Genomic DNA, 22,466 nt, shown 5'->3' with positions numbered 1-22,466 from the left:
CGGGTTGGCAGAAATGCCCGTGGAGGCTAAAGTTGTCATTATCGCGTACAAAGCGCGTCTTCCATTCATCTCGTCGTTGCTTGGCTCATTGATTCCTGCCTGGAGCTTTGTAGGGTTCCCTGGCGCGTGGAGTGTGGCCGCAACGCGTCCTCGGAGATTATATGATTGATTCAGTTGCCCCTGGAGCGAATTCGAAGCGTGTCGGCGTGCGTGTTGTCTCAAGCCTGGTTTTTCTGTTGTTTGTATTCGCCAGCGTTCAAACGGCCTGGGCGGTCAAGCCCGAGAAGAAATTCAAGGGAGACATCATCATCAGCACCGAGCGCTTTCCGAGTCGCTTTAAGAGTGACAACGAATTTGTGCGCCACATGAAGAAGGTCAATACCAAGACCTTGACGGCCCAGGGCGACGAGAGCTGGGAGTTTGAGTATATGGCGTTTTTGCCCAAGCCGGTTTCCACGCTCAAGGCGGCGGTGACCTATTACGATATCACCGTGAAAGGCTCGCAAAAATATATCGAAACCTTCGCGTTTTATCCGAGTGACCGAAGCGACAAGATTCTTGCGGGGCACGCCGAACTCTCGGCGTCGAAGTTTTCGCCCGACCGCAAATACCTGATGGTCTTTAGCCTTGGGTACGGGCAAAAGCCCCTGGCCAGCACCAAATTTGTGCTGCGGCGAAAGGGCGAGAAGAAGGCCCAGGACTCCGGCGTCGTGGACTTCGAATAAGTTCGGCCCGGGTTGATTTGGCTGGGCCATGACCGGGCCGCAGGCGATCGAAAAACGGCACGTCCCATCGGGGCGTGCCGTTTTCTTTGGTGATGCGCTCGTTGGTCTTGCGCGCCCCGCGCCTAGTCGATGGTCTTGGGGGGAAGGGCGAAGCCTTCTTCCGGGTCGGCCTCTTCGGGGCTCTCCTCGTCTTCATCTTCGCCGGTCGCGGCGTCGGGCTTATTCAGCTCGGGCATGACCTCATCGAGGCGCGACGCTTCGCTCGTGGGCGTCTCAGGTGCTTCGGCGCCCGGCGCATCGCTGCTCGGCGCGGGGCTGTCGGGTGAATCGGCCGGCTCGGGGCTCGGCGGCGTCGCGACGGGGGCTTCCTCGGGCGCAACCTCCGGGGGCTTCGGCGCCGCTTCGACTGGCGCGGGCGGCTGGGGTGCGGGCGCGGGCTGAATGGGCGCTGCCGCGGGTTCTTCGGCGGGGGGAGCCGGTGCAGGCGCCGGCTTCGCGGGCAGCGGAGACTTCACCGACGCCTTGCACTCCGCCAATGCCCCGGCGCGCACGCGCTCCACGCTGGCTTCAACCGCGCTCATGGTCTTGATGATCTTGCCCGCCCGCGTGCAATCGCCCTTGTTGAGCGCCGACGAGAATGCGGTGTCCAGCTCGATCAGTCGCTCGATCTTTGCGTTGAGCGCGACCCGCTTAACGCGCGCATCCTCCGCCAGATCTGCGTCCTCAATCCACCGGTAGGTGCTCGCCACGGCGCGCTGGGCCGAGGCGAAGTCGGCGTGGTTGACGCTGTCCTGGGCCGCGGCGAGTGAGCCGAGCACCTGGCCGGTGAGCAGCGCGTGGTCGACCTGGGCGACCTCGCTGCCCGCAGCGGTCGAGTCCTCGGCCGTAGGGCCCGAATTGAGCCAGAGCGCGCCCCCAGCGATCAGCGCGACCAGGCCGACCCCGATGATGAGATTGCGCGTTCGCGATGAGTCCTCGACGCCGTAAAGCGCGCCGTCTTGATCCCAGCCGTTTGGCATGCCCAGCGAGTCGGGCTCAACCTCGTCGGCGAAGGGCGGGGCGTCTGAAAACGCGCCGGCAAAGCTCGGCTCATGTTCGTGGCTGAAGTCGCCCAATTCCTCGAGATCGGCGGTCACCCGCGGCGCCGTTATGCCGCGAAACTCCGGGGCGCTATCTTTGGAGTGCGGCGTCAGGTCCGACTGCACGACGGTCTCGATGCTATCGTGCGCGTGGGGAGACTCCGGGTTGGTGTCCTGAAAGACGCCGACGGCCGCGTTGGGGCGCGGGATCCGAGGCACATGAGAGGTGTCGATCGCCTCCAGCGCGCCGAGCAATTCATCCGCGCTCTGAAAGCGTTGCTCGGGCGCCTTTCGCAGGCATTTTAGGATGATGCGCTCAAGCTCGGGCACCACGGTGATGTCGTCGCGCGCCTCCGAGGGCAGCGGCGGCGCTTCGTGCAGCTGTTTGTGCAGGACGACGAGCTTGTTCTTTCCCTTAAACGGCAGCTTTCCGGTGGCAAGATAGAAGAGGATAATGCCCGCGGCGTACAGGTCCGAGCGCCCGTCGGTGCTGTCACCACAGGCCTGCTCGGGGGACATAAACTCCGGGGTGCCGAAGACCGAGCCGGTCTCGGTCATCGCGCCGTTGGCGTGGTCGTCGTCCATGATCTTGGCGATGCCGAAGTCGAGCACCTTGACCGCGTAGCGCCCGCGCGAGGTCGGCATCAGCATGATATTGTCGGGCTTTAGATCCCGGTGGATGACCCCCTGGCCGTGGGCGGCCGAGAGGACCTCGCAGATCTGGGTGCTGATCGAAATCACCTGGTCCAAGGGGAAGGGGCCGACGTCTTTAAGGGTGTCGCTGAGGCTCTTTCCGTCGATGAATTCGGTGATGAGGTAGAGGGCGCCGTCTTCGTGCTGGCCGTATTCGAGCAGAGTCACCGCGTTGGGGTGGGTCACCTTGCAATAGGAGCGCGCCTCGTTGAGGAAGCGCAGGATGATATTCTCATCGGCGGTGAATTTCTGGCTCAAGAACTTCACCGCGACCTGTTGGCCCAGGGGTTCATTGACGCCTAAGTACACCTCGCCCATGCCGCCGGCGCCAAGGCGATCGACGATCTTATACTTTCCGCCGACGACCTCGCCGACATAGGTCTCGCGCACCGCGCGGATCGGCACCAAGGCGCTGCCGCAGCTCACGCAATACCCGCCCACGCCGCTCTGGGAGACCATGCAGGTTTTGCATATCTTGACGACTTTGGGCTCGGACTCCGGGGTGGGGGAGCCGGGCTGCGCCGAGGCTACGTCGGACACCACCGGGTCGGCGCTGTCCTTTTTGCCAAAGGACGGATTGGTGTCACCGCCCGCCGGATTGTCGATTTCATCAGCCAATTTTGACTCTCATTACAGCGCGTGCGTCGCAAACTCGGTTGCCACGGGTGGAAATGCCCACCGGCTAAGTTTGCCACGATGGAGCGTCTTTTCAAATAAGCAACGTTTCGCGACCTGATTGTCACGGGTCGGGGCGCTCTTGGCAATCCTGCACGCCCCGCCCGCGCGCCAGCCCTGAGCCCTTAAAGTTTGGAGGCGTTTCTTGACAGAAATTGATGCCGATGCAACCATCCCGCCTTGTACAGTGAGTTGACTCACAATTAAAGTCGATGGCCCATCTATTTCTACCATCCGGCCGCTTTTAGGCCACCCGATGGTACGATTTATGTCTTTTGAGGAGAACCTTCCTTCATGATGATCGTAACGATAAGCGAAAAAGGTGGGCAGCAGTCCCAATATGATTTTAGCACTGCAGCGATCACCATCGGCCGAATGAAGGGCAACGACATCGTGTTGCCCAAAGGAAATGTCTCCAAAAAGCACTCACGTATATCGGTGTTGGATGGGCAGCTCTTCATCTCGGATATGAACAGCACCAACGGCACCTACGTCAACGGCCGCAAGGTCGCCGGCGAGCAACCGCTGAGTGAGACCGATAAGATCTATATCGGGGACTTTATTCTCCAGGTGCAGGCTAAAGTTGCGGGGCAGGCGGGGCCGCCGATGCCGCCGCAGCAAAACGCGAATATCTCCGACGCCGACTTCTCGGGGCCGGGCATGGCGCCGGGTGGCCCACGCCCGCCCGCGCCGCCGGTCGCGCCGATGGCGCCGAGCCTGGACGGGCCGTCCGGGTTCGCCGGCTCGGTCGACGACCTCTTCGGCGGGGACACCGACGGTCCGGGGCATCGACCCAGCCGCAATACGATCCGTGAGTCTGCGGTGATGCGCGACTCTGGCGGGTATGGCGCGGCGACTGGGGAGTTCGATGAGGAGTCCAAGACGCCCGCGCCCGCTGTCGCGCCTGGGCCCGGACCGGCTCCTCGCCGCCGCCCCAGCGGCCCCAGTCCGGTGCCGCCGGCGCCGCCCCTGAGCGAATCGGGTGGCTTTGGCGCGGCGCCGTCTCGGCGCGACTCCGGCGGCTTCGGCGCGGCTCCGCCCGTCGAGCACGAGGCGATCTCATCGCCCGGTCGCTCCATGGACGCGGTGTTGGCGGGCCGCCCGGCACCGCCGAACGCACCGATCGCGGGACCGCGGGCGGGATTGCCCGCCGGTCGCCTCGGCGGGGACTCCGGAGAGCGCGCCGCGCATCGGCCCACGATTCCGCCGCAGTCGATTCAATCCGAGTTTGACGAGGACTTCCACGCCGCGCAGCACGACGTCGCGCGGGTGCTGCTGGAGTCCGTCTCGCTCGACGAAATGGTCCTTGAATACCCGCCGGAGTCCGACGTCTTCGACAGCTTTAAGAAAGAGGTCAGCGCCGCGGTCGACGTGGTCGCGCCTTCGGTCGACCGCGAGGCGCTTGTCGACCTGATGACCCACGAATGTGTGGGCCTGGGCGTGCTTGACCAATATCTCGATGACCCGGAAGTTCAGGATATTTATATCCAACGCGCCGACCGTATCCTGGTTCGGAAAAACGGCACGCTGAGCGTCGCCGAGCGCGCCTTCAGTCACCCCAGCTTTTTGATGCTCGCCGCGTTCCGCCTGCTGGGGACCCGGGAGCCGGTGACCTTTACCGACGAAATTCGCTTCGGCGATGGCACCCGCGCTCACGTGGTCATGCCGCCGATCGCGGTCGACGGACCCGCCATTACGGTGCGCAAACCGCCGGTTGCTCACCTGAGCCTGGATGACCTGCTGGAGCGCAACGTCTTCTCCCCGGGCATCCGTGACTTCTTGGAGCACCTCGTGCGGGCAGGGCGATCCGTGTTGATCGCTGGCCCTGCGGGGGCCGGCAAGACGACCTTGCTCGGCGCGATGGCCGCGCATATCGCGCCGGGCACGCGCGTTATCACTATCGAAGAGTCGGCGCATCTGCAGTTGCCCCAGGATTCGGTGGTGCGACTGGAGGCAAACCCCGCGGTCGGCTACGGTCTTAAGACCCTGGTGCGCACCGCAGTGGCGATGGACCCGCAGCGCATTTTGCTCGACGAATGCGTCGGCGAAGAGGCCTACGAGTGGGTGTCGTCGGCGGCCAGCGGAACCGAGGGCAGCATGGTGACCGCCCACGGCATCAGCGCGGCCAGCGCGCTTGAGCGCATCGAGAGCCTGTGCTTGCTCGATAACCCGGCGAGCAACCCGCGCGGGCTGCGCGAGCAGATCGCGCGCGGCATCGACTTCGTCGTGGTGCTCAACCGCAGCGATGACATGGGCTTTCGCGTGCGCCAGATCAGCGAACTGCAGGGGGTCGACCTCGACGCGTTCCGCCTCAACGATGTCTTCTACCACCGCGTGGACGGCAACGAGGAGCAATTTCATCCCACCGGCTACATCCCGCTGTTCTACGAAGACTTGAGGGATGCCGGAGTTGACGTCGATTTCGATATCTTCCGGGATTGATCGGGTTGCGCCCGAGTGCAGAAGTTTGTGGTATTAAACCCCTGATTAGTGCGTATTGAAACCATGTTCACGCTGACCGTCGAAGACAGCAATACCCAGATTGTCGACCAGTTTTCCTTTGATCACGGCTCCTACGTGATCGGGCGGTTGGACGAATGCGATATTGTATTGCCCTCCACGAGCGTAAGCCGCCAGCATGCCCGCATCTTTATTGAGAACGGCCGCTGCTTTATCGAGGATATGGGCAGCGCCAACGGGGTGATTGTCGACGGCCAACGCGTGATTCAGCGGCGCGATTTGGGGACCGCCAGCCAGATTCGGGTCGGCGATTTCTACCTCTATGTCGAGTTTAAGGCCCAGCAGGACGCCAGCCAGAGCGTGTTGAACACGCTGTTCATCTCCGATAGCTCCGACCACCATAAATTGGTGCGCATCAACGACGCCTTTGCCGGCGAGGAGTTTAGCCTCTCGGAGATTGAGAATACCATCGGGCGCACCGACGAGAATTTCATCCTATTGTCGGACTCCTCCATCAGCCGGCGCCACGCCAAGATCATTCGCTCGGGGAATTCCTATACGGTCGTCGACCTTGAGAGCTCCAACGGCACGCGCCTCAACGGCAAGCCGCTGCGCGGGGCGCGGACCCTTGAGCCCTCGGATGTCGTCGAGTTTGGCGATATCCAATTCGTATTCGCCGAGGGCGGCGAGATTGTGAATGTGGCGGCCTATGCGCCCCAGAAGGTCGCGGCGCGCAGCGGAAATAGCGCGAATAATATGCTGGCGTACCTCGCGCTCGGCGTGGGCGTGGTCGTCGCCGCATCGGTGATTTATTTCGTCATGCAGCCCAACGACGTGCCCACATCGCAGGTCAACGCGGTGGCGCCGGATTCAGTCGAGGGGCGGGTCGCCGCGGCGTTGCGCGCGGGCAACGATAATCTTCGGCGCCACGAGTGGCCCGGGGCGCTGTCATTTGCCAACGAGGCCCTGGCCTTGGCCCCGGGTAACCAGGAAGCCCAGGAACTCCAGGACCGTGCTTATCGCGAGCAGAAGGCCGCTGAGCTTCTGCGCCAGGGCGAGGAGTTCAGCGCCCAGGGGCGCCACGAGCAGGCGCGCAGCATTCTGCTCGATATCGCCGAGGGCACCGTGGCCCACGAGCGCTCCAAATCCATCCTCGCCCACGTCGAGAAGACCCTGGTGTATAACCTCAAGAATGAGGCTAGCCGCACGATGAAGAATAAGCGGGCGACCTCCGAAGAGTTGGCGAAGGCCCATTATAGCCTGTCGCGCGCGCTCTCCTTGAGCCCCAGCGACGCCGAGGCGCTCCAAGAAATAGAAAAGCTTGAAGCGACCCTCAAAAAGAAGAAGGTCGACTTCAAGCCCTACGCGCCCTGAGCGGGCGGCGCCTTATTTCTTCGGGGCGGCCTTGGCCTTCTCAAGCTGGGCGACCTTCTTTTCCATGCGCTTAATCAGCGAGTCCCAGCCTTCCTTCTTGATGATCTGGGTGTACGCGTCGCGATAGGTCTCCACGAGGCTGATATCGTCGATGACGACGTCATAGACCACCCAATTCCCGTCCTTTTTGACCATCTTATAGTTGACCGGCTTGGCGCGATCTTTGCTCTTGATGACCGTCTTTACGATGGCCATATCGTCGCGCTCACGCTCGTCGGTATAGTCAATGCTATAGTCTTTGCCCATCTGCTGGGCGGCGAGCTTGTCGCGGTAGTTGGCCTCGAGCAATTGCTGGAGCAGGTCCAGGAATTTTTGTTGCTCTTCGGGCGACTGCTCGCTCCAATACTCATCGAGCGCGCGGGAGGCGAGCTCACGGAAGTCGACGGTCGCGTTGAGCTTGGCGGTGAACTGCTCCTGGCGCGTCTTGGAGTCCTTCTTTTGCAGCAGGGTGGTGACCTCGGTGGAGGTCTTTTTGATGAAGTCGGTGGACGACCCGGCATACGCGGGCAGGGCGGCGAAGAGAACCGCGCAGCTTAAGGTCAGCGCGGCGAGAGTCGTTCGGATAGGATGGGACATATTTTATTCTCCAATGAGTTCGGCAATCAGGCTCCGCTCGGAGCCCGACCGGATACGTTCGTCGATAAGATAGACGCGCGACTGGGGATTTCATTCATTTTATTCGTCAACGACTTCGCCGTCGTCGGTGAGTCCGCGCGCGCCGACCGCCCGCGCGAGCTCGGCGCGCGCGATCTGATAATCATAGATGGTCTGCAGGTATTGGGCGCGGGCTTCGAAATAGGCCTTCAGCGGGTCGACGGCGTCCTTGAGGTCGGCGCCGGCGGTCTGGTTCGAGATGCCGAATTGATTTCTCCAGCGCTCCGCGGCCTTGAGGCGGCCCTCGTTAATCCCGAGCTTTTCGAGCTCATCGGCGGCCTTCTGGTAGAGCGTGCGGATCTCGAAGGCCACGGCTTTTCGCGCGCGCTCGCGCTGGGCCTCGACGACCTGGACCTGGGCCTGGGCCTTCTTGGATTTGGCGTAGAGTTGGAAGGGTTCGATCTTCCAGCGAAGCCCGACGCCGACCTGCAGGGAGAGGCTATTTAAGGGGTCGCCGTAGGGGCGCGCGAAGAGCGGCTGGCCGTCAATACGCGCCTGATCCCGCGGGAATTCGCACCCACTGGCGGCGTCGAGCGACGGCGCCGTGCAGATCTCCTGGAAGGCGGTGTCGGCCGTCGACCAGCTAAACCCGAAGCGCAGGGCGGCGAAGATATCCGGGTACCACTCCGAGGTCGCCAGCTCGGCCTGTTGGCGGCGCGCCTCGGCGGCGGCGTCGAGTTGGGTGAGCTGCGGGCGATGCCCGAGCGCGCGCTCGATATAATACTCACTCGGCTGCAGCTTGGGCGGGGAGTTCAGGTCGCGCAGGGGCTCGAGCTGAATCTCGGTGGGCTGCGGGATATCGGTGAGGAAATGCAGCCCCGCGCGGGCCAGCACCCCGAGCTTATTATTGTCGACCAGACGACTTTTAATCTCGGCGTTAAAAATCTGGAGTTTTCGCAGGTCTTTGATGTCGAAGTCGACCTCACCGAAGTCGCGTTTCTCCTGCATGATGTCGAGCTGCTCGCCGATGAGCTCGGCGCCCTCTTCGAGCATCTCCTGGTAGGCCAGCGACAGGCGCGCGCCCCAGTAGGCGCGCTGGGTCTGCACGACCGATTCGAGCCGCGCGTTCTCCAATTCAAGGTCGGTATTGGCGATCTGAAGTTTGGCCAGCGCGGCCGCCGCCTTGGTCTTGCCGAAGGTGTAGACCGGCACCGTGATGCTGAGGTCCTGGCGCACAAAAGGCCCGACGTCGAGGTCAAGGTATTGGTCGATATTGCGGTCAAACGCGTCCGGGCTGGCGTTATCGGGGGTCACCGACAGAAGGGTCGTCGCCTGAATGGAGGGCATCCAGGTGATATGCTCGGCCCGGTACAGGTCCCATTTGGCCGCGGCCTTCTTCGCGTGAAATTCGTTGATAAGCGCCTTGTTTTGCAGGGCGAGGGCGACGAGCTTTTCGAGAGAATAGGCGGTCTTCTCGGTCGTCTCGGATTTGTCAGACTTCTCGGGCGTATCGGCGGGCGCGGCATCTTCTTCTTCATCGCTGTCCGCCGAGGCGTCATCTTCGGCTGCCTCTTCAGCGCTGTCCGCCTCTTTCGCAGACGCGTCCTCGCCTTCGTCTGCCGCGTCATCACTCACGGGCTCATCTTTTTGCGCCTCTTTATCAGAGAGCGCCTTCTCCATCGGGTTGATGGGGTCGTCGCCGGCCGGCGCGTCCTGGGCCGCGGCCGTCGAGGTCGTGCAGACGAGGAGGAAGAGGAGGGGGAATAGCGACCTGCGCGACGTTTTAAGCATGATAGATTTTGGCCAGTATATGATATTAATTCGGTATTAAATAAAAATATAATGCGCAAAGGAAGACGGGCTAATCGCAGGGATTGGGCCCGTTATCATCTTATAAGGTCGACGCGGCGTTGCGTCAGGGCATGCGATATTCAAACGCCGGGGTTTGCTGGGCGCGGATTTCCTCGACCGCGGTCGATGCGGCGCCCTTGATGACGCTGGACAGCAGCCCTTTGCTCTCGTCGGGCGGGTAGACCAGGGTTTCATCATCAGTGATGTCGGCTTCCTTTTTGGCCCACTCAATGGCGTCGCGCATCGAGCCGATTTCGTCGATTAATTTCAGCTTCTTGGCCTGCCGGCCGCTGAAGACGCGGCCGTCGCCGACCTCGCGCACCTCGGCGAGCTTGAGGTTGCGCGCCGCAGCGATATCTTCAATGAATTGGTCATAAAGATCGGTGATGAGCCCGTTAAAATACCGCTGGTCGTCCTCATTAAACTCGCGAAATGGCGAGCCGGTGTCTTTGTAGGGGCCGGTCTTGATGGTGTGCACGTCGACCTCGATGGTGTCCAGGAGTCCTTTGACCCCGAAGACCTGTGAGATCACACCGATCGAGCCGGTCACCGTGCCGGGGTTGGCAAAGATTTTGGGCGCGCCAATGGCGATATAATACCCGCCGCTGGCCGCGGTGGAGCCCATCGAGGCAACCAGCGGCTTCTTTTCGGCGGCGCGCTGCACCGCCTGGAACATCTCCTGGCTGGGCGCGACCGACCCGCCGGGGCTGTCGATGCGCACCACGATTGCCTTGATATTGTCGTCTTTGGCGAAGCGATGAAGGTCGTTGACCGTCTTCTTGCTCTCCATGATGGGGCCGGTGATCTCGATGACCCCGATCTGGTTTGGCCCGGTGCTTAATCCCGCACCCGAGCCGAACGCGCCGAGCATCACCACCGCGAAGATCAGCAGGACGACGAAGAGTCCGCCGAAGATCGCGACGACGGTTAATAACCCGCGGGAATCCGATGGGTTTGGCTTCGGCGTCGGGGGGCTGGGCTGCTGGGTTTCGTCACTCATCGTATGCCGTGTGCTTCGAGTCGGAGTTGAAATCCGGAGGATTGCTGCCCGTCATTTCGGGTTAATAGGTCGCTAACGCGAAGACCTTCTGGTCTTTGAGTTTCGCCTCGCGCGCGTTGATAAAGGCGAGCTCGACCAAAAACGCGCATTCCACGACTTCGCCGCCGCAGGCCTCGACCAATTTGCAGGCCGCCGCGGCGGTGCCGCCGGTGGCCAGCAGGTCGTCGATGACCAGGACACGCCCGCCTTCTTTGACCGCGTCGATATGCATCTCGACGGTGTCGCTGCCGTACTCCAAGGCGTAGTCGACCGAGTGGCATTTATAGGGGAGCTTGCCCGGCTTTCGCACCAGGCTCAGCCCCACGCCCAGCGCGTAGGCCAGCGGGGCGCCGAAGATGAATCCGCGGCTCTCAATCGCCACGATATGGTCGATATTTTGCTCGGCGTAGCGCGCCTTAAACGCGTCGATGACCTCGGCGAAGCGCTCCGGATTGTCGAGCAGCGTCGTGATATCCTTATAGCCGATTCCCGGTTTGGGAAAGTCAGGGATCTCGCGGATATCGGATTTAATACGCGCTTCGAGTGTGTTCATAATACGGCAACTCGCGGTGATTCTTGCAGAGAAATAGAGTGGGTGTTGCGCAAAATAAGCCCGGCTAAAAGCGAGGCCTTAGGAGGTGTGAAATCCCTTCAGTCCATCCCAGGACTCAAGCTCGCGGGCGAAGCGATAATGCGTCATATCCAGGTGAACCGGCGTGACGCTGATCTTTCCCTCGGCGATGGCATTGCAATCGCTGCCGGGCAGGTCGTCGAAGCCGACCTCGGCGCCGCCGATCCAATAATAGGGGTTGTGGCGCGGGTCGAGCTTTTCTTCGACCATATGGCGGTAATTTCTGCGCCCGAGCTTGCAGATCGTGAAGTCCTCGTCGGGGCTGGCGTCCTGGGGGACGTTGCAGTTGAGGAAGACGCCGCGCGGCAAGCCGCGGCGAAGCACCTGCTCGGCGAGCTTTCTCCCGGCCTGGGCGGCCACGCCGAAGTCGAAATCTTTGTAGCCGGCCAGGCTCACCGCGACCGCGGGGACATCGCGCAGGGTGGCCTCAATCGCGCCGGCCACGGTGCCACTATAGAGGACGTCGTCGCCAAGGTTTGCGCCGTGGTTGATCCCGGACACGCAGACATCGACCTTCTCGAGCAGTCGATTCAGCGCGACATAGACGCAATCGGTGGGGGTGCCCGAGATCGAGAATCGACGGGTCCCGCAGTCGCGCACGCGCACCGGCGAGCGCAGCGTAATGGCCTGGCTTACCGCGCTTTGCTCGGTGGCCGGGGCGACGACCCAGACCTCGCCGAGCTCGGCCATCGCCTCTTCGAGCGCGTGCAGGCCGGGGGCGTTGATGCCGTCATCATTGGTCAATAGGATTATGGGCTTTGCCATCGGTACTACTCGTTCGAGTTCGTTTTGGTGCTCGACTTGGACGAAGACGACTTTTGGGCCTTCGCGTCCTTCTTGTCGCGGTTGAGCTTCGACACCTGGCGTTGCAGGCGGTCGAGCTCGCGCTTCATGGTGCGCAGGTCGTCTTTGGTCGCAAGGTTGAATTGCTCGGCGAGGTCCGATTTTTTCTGGTCGAGCTTGTTTTTGACGTCGTAGGATGCCTTAAAAGCGTTGGCAAAGCCCTTCTGGACCTTCTCGCTGGCCATCACTTTTTGAACCGTCGTGTTCTGCATCGCCTTCATCGCCATCTTGAGAAAGTCGTCTTTCATATCCGCCATCTTGTCACCTGTAGGGCTGAAAAAGTTGCTATACTCCTATCCCCGTCAACATGCTGGTTGCTATGCAGAAAGTCAAGGTTTGAGGGTGTAACGCGCGCGCTACAGGTTGCGCGTGGCGGGGTGATTTGGTAGTCCCATTCGCTGTATTATGGGAACAACCCTGTGATTTAATGCCGCAACTGCGGTGCCTTAACTCTGTACATTTGCTGCGCCCAAGGAGAGCCCTCGTGCTTTGTCATCAATGTGGAAGCCCGGTTTCCGCGACAGATTCGACCTGCCCCAATTGCCAAGCCGACCTGAAACGCGGCGTTGGGCGTGCGAAGTTGCGCTCGGACGGACTCAAGCGCATGACGCGCCAAATGCGCGCCATTCAGGTCGAAGACCGGTATTTTCCGCCCAACGAAGAGGTCTCCGAGCGCTTTATCCTCGGGGAGTTGATCGGGCGAGGGCCCTTCGGTGAGGTCTACCGGGCGCAGGATTCGCTGATTGACGCGCAGGTCGCGCTCAAGGTGTTCACGCCCGAGTTGATCGCCAAGCCTCAGGACCAGGAGCGCTTCCTGAAGGTGTCGCGCACCGCGCGCACGCTGACCCAGCCCAATGTGGTGCGGGTGCATTGCAGCGGGGTGCACAAAGATCATGCGTGGGTGTCGATGCAGGCGCTCGACGGGCTGAGCCTGCGCAAAGTGATGAAGATGCGCCGCCAGAAACGCGAGCATTTTCCGCTTGATGAGATTGAGCCGATTCTCAATCAGATCATCCGCGCGGCCGGGCATGTGCACCGGGAATTCCCGATCGGCAACTTAAAGCCCGACAATATTATTTTGATGCCCGAGCTCATCAAGCTCACCGACCATTATTTGCTGGCCGCGTTTGACACCGAACAGGTGATCCCGCGCCTGGCCGAGAGCCGCTACCTCGCCCCCGAGTTGCGCGCGCTCAAAGACAAGTCGGTAGAAGTCGGCGAGATTGACCCGCGCTGCGATATCTTCAGCCTTGGCTTGATGATCGGCGAGATGGTCTTTGGGCCGGATTATACGCCCGGGGCGACCGAGGCGGCGACCAGTCCGCTCGACGCTTTGTGCCGGCGGGCTTGTGCCCAGGACCCGGCCGAGCGCTACGATAGCTTCGAGGCGCTCAGCGAGGACTTCTCGACGCTTATCGACACCGGGGCGTTGCTCGGCGGCGTGCCCTATCATCTTCAGGCGGGCGACAATGAGGCCACCAAGGTGGTTGTGCGTCCGGTGGCGCCCGATGACGCCGAGGGTGAAGCGATTCCGGTCGCGGCGCCCGAGCTCGAGGCCGATGAGGCGACGCTTGAGTCTGGGGATGCGTTGAGCGATCTGAGCGAGTCGAGCGACTACGCGGCGGCGATCGCGGAGAATGTTGCCGACGATATGGCGACGCGTGAGTACGTGCGCGACTCCCAGGACGATGACCTGGAGCTAGGCGACCTGTTGGCCACCAATGAGGTGCCGCGGGATGTCGTGCGGGAGAAGAAAAAGAGCAAGAATAAGGGGGGCAAGAAAAAGCCCGCCGCAGCCGCCAAGAAGAGCGGGGCGGATGCGAAGGATATTCCGAAGCTGCCGAGCATCCCAAGCGTCGCAGAGGTGGAGCCGACGACCACATCGGTCAAGCCGGCGCCGCCGAGCGCCGCGCCGGCTAAGCAGCGCTCCAGCCTGTCGCCGGGGGTCATCCTCGCCGGCATCCTGGCGCTCTTTTTGATCGTCGGTGTGGGTGCTTGGGCGATGCGGGACGCGCCGGCCGAGAAGGTTGAGCTCGGTGATTCCGCGACCGTCAGCGCCGAGAACTCGGCGAAGGATGGCGAGAAGGAGGAAGCTGCGGAGCAGGCGAGTGGCGCAGAAGCCGTGGCCGCGGACCCGGACGCGCAGGCGATGTCTGAGAAGGTCAGCGTCGCGCAGAAGGAGGCTGAGCAGGCGGTCTTCGCGGCCAGCCAGAAGGCGCTTGAGAGCGCGGGAGCCCTGGCGGCCGCAGCCCAGGCAGAGGCGGGAGAGAAGGCGTCGCAGGAAGCCGCCGCGGTGGCGGCCGCCGCCGCTGAAGCCGAGGCTTCGGAGCAAACCGACGGCGCGCGCGCCGCTGAGCAAAAGGTTGCAGAGAAGCCGGCCGCCGAGAAGAAGACCGCGACCGCTAAGGGCGCTGCTGTGTCGCCGGCTGCCGCAAAGGGCGCCGCGAAACCGGCCGACAAGCCGGCTGAGAAGGTCGCCGCCGCCGGCACCAAATGCAAAGCGGGGATGCTGCTTATCAAGCGCAAATCCGGCAATTATTGCATCGACGCCTACGAATACCCGGGCCGCGGCTCCAAGCCCAAGACCAACGCCAGTTGGTTCCAGGCCCAGCAACTCTGCGAGGCCCGCGGCGCGCGCCTGTGCAAGCAGCAGGAGTGGCGCAGCGCCTGCGGTAGCAAATACCCCTACGGCAGCAAGTGGAACCCCGATAGCTGCAATACCGTGGACGAAGACGAGTTCGAGCGCAGCCTGGCTGCCGCGGGCTCCTTCAAGCAATGCCGCAGCCGCTCCGGGGCCTACGATATGGTCGGAAACGCCCACGAGTGGGTCGCCGAGCAACGCATCGCTGGCGGTGGTTTCGACAGCGGTTCGGACGTCGCGCAATGCGGCTATTCCTCGGCCAAAGCGCCGGGCTCGGGCAGCTCGAATATCGGCTTCCGCTGCTGCGGGGACGCTGAATAAGTTTCGTTGAACGCGGTGCCTGGCACCGTATTTGGCTGCACGCGGCGGGTCTTCGGGCCCGCCGTTTTGCGTTCTAATTGACTTGAGTGGAGCGGGGGATATGTGTAGGAAGAAAAAACCGTATTGAATTGTTTCGTCCCGCGGGTGATCCGCGCTTATATTGCATCAGCGCTGTGAAATGTGGTGCCGGGTTGTCGCGAGCGTTGGATTTCGCCGGGGAGAATCAGGCTGTGTGCGGTCACAGAAGAAAAACTGGATCTTGAGGCGCGAACCCGCGACAATGCCGTGATCGCGGAGCCTTTGAGCCCGGAGCAGGGCGATGATTGCTTCTGCCTCGCCAGGGCGCTTCGCCAAATCGACGAGATTTTTGAGCGCGTTTCCCCGCGCGTCTTTAAACTCAGGAGAGATGAATCATGACGCATTTTGATATTGCTTATGAAGGTAAGGCCAAGCAGCTACTGATTATTGACGGCGACCCTGAGCATTATGTCCAGCGCTTTAAGGATGATGCCACGGCCTTTAATGGTGAGAAATCGGCGAAGTTCCGGGGCAAGGGCGTGCTCAATTGCGCGATCTCTTCGTTTATCTTCGAGAAGCTCGAAGCGGCGGGTGTTTGCACCCATTATGTCGAGCAGCAAAACCCCATCGATATGCTGGTGCGAAAGCTCGAGATTATCCCGCTCGAGGTGGTCGTGCGCAATGTCGTCGCGGGTAACCTGGGCCGGCGCACCGGGCTTGCCGCCGGCAGCGCGGTCGAGCCGCCCATTGTCGAGACCTATTATAAGAATGACGCGCTCGGCGACCCGCTCTTTGCCGACACCCATATCGAGATGCTCGGGCTTGTCGACGCCGCGAACCTCGCCCGCATCAAAGAGACCGCGTTTCAGGTGAATACCATCCTCGGCCCGATCTTCGCCGAGGCGGGGATTCGGCTGGCCGACTTCAAGATCGAGTTTGGCATCGACGCGGGCGGTCGGGCGATTCTGGGCGATGAAATCAGCCCGGACACCTGCCGGCTGTGGGATATGGAGACCGGCGAGAGTTTTGATAAAGACGTGTTTCGCTACGACAGGGGTGACCTGATTAAGGCGTATCAGGAGATCGCGCGCCGCCTTGAGCTGAGTCTGCCCGTCGAAGTCTGAGTTGCCGCGCCAAGCGGCGCCCTTGCCCCCCTGAGCCAAGCCCGGCCTTCGGGCTGCGACGCGCGCCTGCGCGCCCGAGCTGCGCATCCCCCGCGACTCGACAGTTCCTGCCCGCCACCGACTTTTTGCTATCCGCGCAATTCCCCAGGTTTTGGGGGCCTTTTGCGTTGGATTTAGGCTGTCGATCTGCCTATGATGCCGGGTGAATCGTTGAGTGAAATTCCCCTCATTGAGCAAGTCCGCGTGATAAATCAGAGATTTCGCAGCTGCCTGTCGCCCCTTTTGTTGCTATGCGTTTTTTGGTTCGCCGCCTGCGGGTCTGCGCCCCCCGACTCGGATTGGCGCGACCCGGTTGACGCCTGGCAATCGGACGATGTGGGCGGGGAGCAAGACGCCGTCGGCTCCGTGGTCGGCGATGGGTGGCGCAGTGGGCCGGGGGCCGAGGCGATTGTTGGCCCCGTCATTACGGTCGCGACCTTTAATCAACACCACCTCTCCGACACAATTTGCCAGTCTGGCCAATGCGGGCCCAATGACTTTGAGCGCAAGTGGAGCCAGGCGGAGTTCGACGCGCGGATCGCTGAGCGGGCCGCGGCGATCGACGCGCTTAACGCCGATATTATCTTCCTCCAGGAGGTCGAGACCCAGGCGGTGCTCGACGCGCTCAACGCCGCGCTTGATGACCCGTATCCCGTCGCGATTCTGGCGGAGACCGGGTATTCAGCCTCACTCGACGTCGCGGTGCTTGCGCGCGGTGCGTTGGTCGACAGTCGCGAGTATTCGGAGCTTAACGATAGCACCTATCGTTTCTCGCGCCGTTTTTTGCGGGTCGACTTAGATATTCAAGGGGAGCGAGTGATCGCGTTTTCGGCCCACTTTAAGGCCAAATATCAGGACCAGGCCGGGCGGCGCATCGCCGAGGCGAAGACCGCCCACCAGATCGTCACCGAGGTCGCCGCGAATCACGACGGCGCGCTGGTGATCCTGGGCGGGGACCTCAACGACACCCCGGACTCCGAGCCGCTGATGGCGTTGACCGGCGATGGCCTGCTCAAGCGGGTGGCCGAGGGCATGGATATCCTCGACGTCTATACCTTCGTGTACCAACAGCGTCGCCAGGAGATCGACCACCTGCTCATCGCGCCGACCCGCGGCGGGCGCTACGTCAATGAGAGCGTGCATTCTTTGCACGACGAGGGGGAATGGGTGGGCTACGGTGGCTCGGATCATAGTGCCCTAGTCGGGCAGTTCGAAATGCGATAAAAGCGGCTGGTATCGTGTATAAATCGTGCTATGTGAGCAATCGATGCGCCGCGTATTCGCGCGCATGAGGCGACGTGCGTCGCACCCAAATTTTCGCTCCATTTTCGATCGCGGGTTATCGCTCGGAGCGCCCGATTTTAGTTATTAAGTTTGATTGCGTTTTCCTGGAGATTTTAATGAATCGTCGTTTACTCGTACTAATTTTTTCGATTTTCTTATTCGCCAGCTTCAGCGTCGGCTGCGCCAGCTCGCCGGATACCAAGGATGGGGCGCTGACGGGCGACGAGGCGCGGGTTCCGGTCTATTTTGATAAGATTCCCGCCAACTCCCCCTATGTCTTCACCACGCTGAAGCCGTTTCCCCGCGAGGTCATGGAGCCGTATTTGGCTCAATATGGCGCCTTGAGCGCGCAGGCCAGCCGTGAGCTGAATAATATGGGGATGGGCGGCGGGTCGGAGTACTCGGGAGAGCGCCTCGTGGCGGCCCTGCTCGAGGAGTTCAGCGGGGTCGATAGCGTGGAGGGCCTTGAGAGCCTCGGCATCTCCGCGACCCCGCAGATGGCGGTCTATGGCATCGGCTGGTTCCCGGTCATGCGCGTCACCTTGAGCGACTCTGAGGCGTTCACCGCGCTGCTCGACCGCCTGGACGCAAAATCCGGCCTGGCCCCGCAGATGCGCGCCAGCGGAAAGGTGACCTATCGCCAATACGATGACGGCGGAGAGGTGAAAATCGCCGTGGCCGTCACCGACGGGCAGCTCATCGTGGGCCTTGCCCCCAGCGAGGCGTTCGACGACTTCGTTGGATATATGCTCGGCCAAAAAGAGCTCGGTCGCACCCTGGCCGACGTCAACTCGATCCAGGATATCCAGGCACAATATAAGATGACCCCCTTTGGCGTGGGGTATGTCGATATCGAGGGCATCGTCGGCACCGTAACCGGCGCGACCGCAGCCGATCCGGTGACCGCTGAGATGATTGAAGCCAGCGGGTTCAACTTCCCGGAGCTCTCCGAGGTTTGCCGCGCTGAGACCATGGAGATGGTCGCGAAGGCGCCGCGCCTTGTCTTTGGCTATACGACCGTGTCCACCGAGATGCTCGGCATGAAGGCCGCCCTGGAAGTAAAGGGGCCGTATGCCGCCGAACTCGCCGCCATCGGCTCGCCCATCCCCGGCTTTAGCGGCGCGTCGCTTAGCGAAATGCTCTTCTCCTTTGGTCTCGGCGTCGACATCAAGAAGGCGGTTGATTTCGCCAACGTCCAGGCCAATCGCATCAACGAAGACCCCTACCAATGTGAGGACTTCGCGTATCTCAATGAGATGGCGCAGGGGACCACCGGCATGTCGGGCATGATGCCGCAATTTTTGAGCACCCTGCGCGGCGCGTTTGTCGGCGTCCACGACGTGGACTTCAACGCGGGCGCCGAGAGCGTCAAAGGCCTCGCGATGCTCGGCAGCTCGAACCCGGTCGGCGTCTTCTCGCAAATGCGCACCTTCGTTCCGCAATTGCAGAATATCCAGCTCAAGGCCGACGGCGTGGCGCTGTCGGTGCCCGAATTGGCTCAGGCAAGCGGCCTGATCGACCTCTTTCTCGTCATGACCCAAGACGCGCTCGGCGCGTCGACCGGGCCCGGCATGAAGGAGGAGCTCGCCAACCGCATCGAGTCCGAGCCCGCGGCTGGAACCCAGGATCCCCTGGTCATCTTCGCCTACGATTATAGCAAGTTGATGCAGGAGGTTTCCCGTCAGTCGATGTCCATGGGGCAGTCGCCGGGCTCGGTCGAGATGTTCAATACGATGGCCAATATGTTCGGGCTCTTCGTCATGGAATTCTACGCCACCGACCACGCGCTGGTGATGGACTACCACCTGAGCATTAACCCGAGCGCTGCGGGCGGAGCAAATCCCTGAGCTTTCGGTTTTGATGGACTTTAGAAGGCTATAATTTATGTCGCTGAAATTTTTTACCAATCGAGAGGTCGCCGAGAAGGTTCGGCGCATCGAGCTCCCGTTTAACGCCTATGGACTCGACCCCTACGGGGTGTCTCAGGATTATTTGGCGGTTTTTTATAGCCTTCTATTGCCGCTGTACCGTGATTATTTCACGGTGCGCACCCACGGCATCGAGAATATTCCCGCCCAGGGAAGGGCGATGGTCGTGGGGAATCACTCCGGCGGCCTGCCGGTGGACGGCGCGATGGTCCTGGCGTCACTCTTCGCCGAAATGGACCCGCCGCGCCTGGCTCAAGGGATGGTTGAGAAATTCGCCCAGAGCCTGCCGTTTTTGTCGCATTGGTTCAGCCGGGTGGGGCAATTCGCGGGGCTTCCCGAGCACGCCGAGCGCCTGCTCAACGATGACCGTCTCCTGATGGTCTTCCCCGAGGGCGTTCGGGGCGTCGGAAAACTCTTCAAGGATCGCTATAAGTTGGAGCGCTTCGGCACCGGGTTTATCCGGCTGGCCCTGGCCACCAACACGCCGGTGATTCCGATGGCGTTTATCGGCGGCGAAGAGGCGCTGCCTACCGCATTTCACCTCAAAAAAATGGCGAAGCTCATCGGGGTTCCCTATATCCCGGTGCCTCCCTATCTATTGCCGCTGCCGATGCCGGTGCACTGCGAGATCTATTACGGCGAGCCGATGTATTTTAGCGGCAATGGCAACGAAGAAGACCGCGTCATCAACGGGTATGTCGAGCAGGTCAAAGAGCGTATCTCCGAGCTGATCGAGCAGGGCAGGGTGGAGCGGCGCTCGGTCTTTGGCGGGCTTCGCCCAAAGCCGAGAATCGACAATGATGCGGTGAGGTTTGACCCATGAAAGTGCTGATTACAGGAATTTCGAGCAAGCTCGGGCGTCTGGTGGCGGGGCGATTGGTCGCGGCGGGGCATCAGGTGCTGGGCGTTGACCGGCGCGGGTGGCCGAGCGCCCCCGAGGGCGTGAAGATGTTTCACGCCGATATCCGAAAACGCCCGGCCGAAGATGTCTTTCGCACCGAGCGCCCCGACGCCGCCATCCATATGGCGACCGTGACGCATGTGTCCGCCGGCCCCGAGGAGCGCTACCGCATCAACCTGCGCGGCACCCGTACGGTCTTCGACCATTGCCACACTTACGGGGTCAAGCACGCCGTATTCGTGGGGCGCCATACCTTCTACGGCGCCGCCTCCGACGCCCCGAACCACCACAGCGAGGCCGACCCGCCCCTGGCCGTGTCGACCTTCCCGGCGCTGGCCGACCTCGTCGCCGCCGACCTCTTCGCCGGCTCGGCCCTGTGGCGCTTCCCCGAGATGGACACCGCCGTTTTGCGCCTGTGCTACACCCTGGGCGAATCCGGGCGCGGCACGCTGGCCAATTATATCCGCGGCCCGCGGGTGCCGACCATCCTGGGCTTCGACCCGCTCTACCAATTTATCCACGAAGAAGACGCCGCCCGCGCCATCTGCGAGACGCTCGAGCATAAGTTGCGCGGCGTTTATAATGTCGCCGGCCCCCAACCCGTGCCGCTGTCGCTGCTTATCCAGGCGACCGGGCGAAAGAGCGTCATGATCCCCGAGCCGCTGTTTAACCTCAGCGTCGGCCGCTTCGGCCTGCCCGATCTTCCCCGCGGCGCCACCGCCCACATCAAATACCCCATCGTGGTCGACGACCACGCCTTCCGCAAAGCCACCGGCTTTGAGACCCGTTTCGATGAGATCGAGACGATGCACGCCTATGCCCAGGCGCACCCGCTCTCCGAATAGCGCGCGAATGCGCCCGCATGCCCGCCACGCTTGCAGATTAGCCCCGCCGTGGCTATGTTTTCGCTCAGCGTTGAACCCTCGGACCATCCGGGCCGGGCGCTCGACCTGCTGTATCTCCTCGAATCGAAAGCTGGATGCCATGGAACACACAAAAGAGAACTCGGAACTGCTCGACGTTGTTCATCACGAACATGATCATCTCTGCCGGCTCTTCGACGATATCGGCGAGACCTTCGAGAAGATCACCAGCGGGGAGCTCGAAGAGCCGCGCCGCGGCGAGGCGCTCGAGACCGCGCAGGAAGACCTGCAGATGGCGCTCGAGGAGATGCTTCATCATTTCAACCAGGAAGAAGAAGTCTTCTTTGTCGAAATTGAGGCGCAATTCCCCGAGTACGCCAAGGATATCGCGCGCCTGGTCGACGGCCATGAGCTCATCTGTGACCGCACCCGCTGGTTGAACCGCCAGCTCAAGCTCCCGGACGTCGCCCAGGGCGAGCGCCCCGAAGAAATCCTCAAAGTTATCAAGCAGATGTGTAAGCTCGTGCATAATCACGCGGTCAACGAGAATCGCCTCTTTGATAACGCGCTGGCGCGCATGCCTGCCGACCAGCGCGAGCGAATGCGCGAAGAAATCAGCAAGCTCTAATGACGCGGGGCCGCGGCCTGCGCCTTACTTTTTAGTAATTAATGATCTGAATGGATAAGCCTGAGATTCTCTACGACGCCCCGACCCTCGCCGACATTAAGCGCATCGGGCAGCTTTTCTTCGAAGATATGACCGACCTGGGCGTCGGCATCACCGACGAGGATATGTTCCGACTCGCCACGCATGTCGTCGAGGGGAGCATGGCCGAGGAGCCGACGTTTTTGTGCCGGGTCGCGCGACCCGGCCCGGGCGTCGAGCCCTGCGGCGTGGTGCTTGCCAATTTTAATTGGTCGCTCAAATTCGCCGGGCGCGCCATGTGGATCGAAGAGCTCTATGTCACCCCCGACTTTCGCCGCATGGGCATCGGGCGCGAGCTGGTCGATGTCGTCCTCGACTACGCAGACCAGCACGGGTTTCGCGGCATCGACATCGAGGCGTACCAGGGCAACACCCCCGCGTCGGTGCTCTACCGCACGATGGGTTTTCACCGCCTGGGGCGCGAGCGTTTCTATTATCGCCTCGGCCCCCAAGAGTTCTTATAAGTTTGGCGCCGCGATTCGATCGCCGCGCGCCTATGACAAGACCCGGGCTGCGCAATTTGCGCCGCCCGGGTCTTTTTGTCTTGTTCGACTGCGCCGTTTAATAGCGGTTTGTCGGCGTCGACCAATTCCGGAATCAATGATTCGATAAGAGTT

At 61.8% G+C, this 22,466-nt stretch carries 18 protein-coding genes; 11 read left to right on the top strand and 7 right to left on the bottom strand.

Features of this window, described 5'->3' with window-relative positions; all coding sequences use genetic code 11:
- Positions 1-161 precede the first annotated feature (161 nt).
- Complete coding sequence (locus tag DN745_RS10055) at positions 162-725, top strand: hypothetical protein (protein ID WP_111334510.1); 564 nt, start codon at positions 162-164, stop codon at positions 723-725.
- Positions 726-847: 122 nt separating this feature from the next.
- Here the strand turns inward: DN745_RS10055 and DN745_RS10050 are convergent, their stop codons facing one another.
- Positions 848-3,115, bottom strand: a complete 2,268-nt coding sequence (locus DN745_RS10050) for a serine/threonine protein kinase (RefSeq protein ID WP_111334508.1) — start codon at positions 3,113-3,115, stop codon at positions 848-850.
- 351 nt (positions 3,116-3,466) lie between these two features.
- Between DN745_RS10050 and DN745_RS10045 the strand changes: the two genes are divergently transcribed.
- Positions 3,467-5,614 (top strand): ATPase, T2SS/T4P/T4SS family, encoded by a 2,148-nt coding sequence (locus tag DN745_RS10045; protein WP_111334506.1) that lies wholly within the window; start codon positions 3,467-3,469, stop codon positions 5,612-5,614.
- A 63-nt stretch (positions 5,615-5,677) separates the two neighbouring features.
- Entirely contained in the window at positions 5,678-7,006 is a 1,329-nt protein-coding gene (locus DN745_RS10040; RefSeq protein WP_111334504.1) for an FHA domain-containing protein, read from the top strand.
- A gap of 12 nt (positions 7,007-7,018) precedes the next feature.
- Here DN745_RS10040 and DN745_RS10035 read toward each other — a convergent pair whose 3' ends face one another.
- From DN745_RS10035 to DN745_RS10010, 6 genes are all read right to left on the bottom strand, one after another.
- Positions 7,019-7,642: an MlaC/ttg2D family ABC transporter substrate-binding protein gene (locus tag DN745_RS10035; protein WP_111334502.1), complete on the bottom strand. Its 624-nt coding sequence runs from the start codon at positions 7,640-7,642 to the stop codon at positions 7,019-7,021.
- Positions 7,643-7,741: 99 nt separating this feature from the next.
- Positions 7,742-9,451, bottom strand: a complete 1,710-nt coding sequence (locus tag DN745_RS10030) for a TolC family protein (protein ID WP_111334500.1) — start codon at positions 9,449-9,451, stop codon at positions 7,742-7,744.
- Positions 9,452-9,575: 124 nt separating this feature from the next.
- Entirely contained in the window at positions 9,576-10,511 is a 936-nt protein-coding gene (gene sppA, locus DN745_RS10025; protein ID WP_111334498.1) for a signal peptide peptidase SppA, read from the bottom strand.
- 61 nt (positions 10,512-10,572) lie between these two features.
- Positions 10,573-11,103, bottom strand: coding sequence for an adenine phosphoribosyltransferase (locus tag DN745_RS10020; protein WP_111334496.1), 531 nt, complete (start codon positions 11,101-11,103; stop codon positions 10,573-10,575).
- Positions 11,104-11,181: 78 nt separating this feature from the next.
- Positions 11,182-11,946 (bottom strand): 5'/3'-nucleotidase SurE, encoded by a 765-nt coding sequence (gene surE / locus DN745_RS10015; RefSeq protein WP_111334494.1) that lies wholly within the window; start codon positions 11,944-11,946, stop codon positions 11,182-11,184.
- Between the two features lie 5 nt (positions 11,947-11,951).
- Complete coding sequence (locus DN745_RS10010) at positions 11,952-12,272, bottom strand: hypothetical protein (protein WP_133621792.1); 321 nt, start codon at positions 12,270-12,272, stop codon at positions 11,952-11,954.
- Positions 12,273-12,628: 356 nt separating this feature from the next.
- Between DN745_RS10010 and DN745_RS10005 the strand changes: the two genes are divergently transcribed.
- From DN745_RS10005 to DN745_RS09970, 8 genes are all read left to right on the top strand, one after another.
- A complete protein-coding gene (locus DN745_RS10005) occupies positions 12,629-14,986 on the top strand; it encodes a bifunctional serine/threonine-protein kinase/formylglycine-generating enzyme family protein (protein WP_162687585.1) in 2,358 nt (785 codons plus the stop codon).
- Positions 14,987-15,399: 413 nt separating this feature from the next.
- Positions 15,400-16,128 (top strand): phosphoribosylaminoimidazolesuccinocarboxamide synthase, encoded by a 729-nt coding sequence (gene purC / locus DN745_RS10000; RefSeq protein ID WP_111334488.1) that lies wholly within the window; start codon positions 15,400-15,402, stop codon positions 16,126-16,128.
- 243 nt (positions 16,129-16,371) lie between these two features.
- A complete protein-coding gene (locus DN745_RS09995; protein WP_133621793.1) occupies positions 16,372-17,391 on the top strand; it encodes an endonuclease/exonuclease/phosphatase family protein in 1,020 nt (339 codons plus the stop codon).
- 176 nt (positions 17,392-17,567) lie between these two features.
- Positions 17,568-19,298, top strand: coding sequence for a hypothetical protein (locus DN745_RS09990; protein ID WP_111334484.1), 1,731 nt, complete (start codon positions 17,568-17,570; stop codon positions 19,296-19,298).
- 37 nt (positions 19,299-19,335) lie between these two features.
- The gene (locus DN745_RS09985; RefSeq protein ID WP_111334482.1) at positions 19,336-20,202 is read left to right on the top strand and encodes a lysophospholipid acyltransferase family protein; all 867 of its coding nucleotides are present in this window, start codon (positions 19,336-19,338) and stop codon (positions 20,200-20,202) included.
- Positions 20,199-21,125: an NAD-dependent epimerase/dehydratase family protein gene (locus DN745_RS09980; protein WP_111334480.1), complete on the top strand. Its 927-nt coding sequence runs from the start codon at positions 20,199-20,201 to the stop codon at positions 21,123-21,125. Before DN745_RS09985 ends, DN745_RS09980 begins: the two co-directional genes overlap by 4 nt.
- Before the next feature lie 139 nt (positions 21,126-21,264).
- Positions 21,265-21,771 (top strand): hemerythrin domain-containing protein, encoded by a 507-nt coding sequence (locus DN745_RS09975; protein ID WP_162687584.1) that lies wholly within the window; start codon positions 21,265-21,267, stop codon positions 21,769-21,771.
- 50 nt (positions 21,772-21,821) lie between these two features.
- A complete protein-coding gene (locus DN745_RS09970; RefSeq protein ID WP_111334476.1) occupies positions 21,822-22,313 on the top strand; it encodes a GNAT family N-acetyltransferase in 492 nt (163 codons plus the stop codon).
- Positions 22,314-22,466: the final 153 nt, after the last annotated feature.

This window comes from Bradymonas sediminis, assembly GCF_003258315.1.
Classification (GTDB): domain Bacteria; phylum Myxococcota_A; class Bradymonadia; order Bradymonadales; family Bradymonadaceae; genus Bradymonas; species Bradymonas sediminis.
This window is presented reverse-complemented; position numbering and strand designations above follow the sequence as displayed.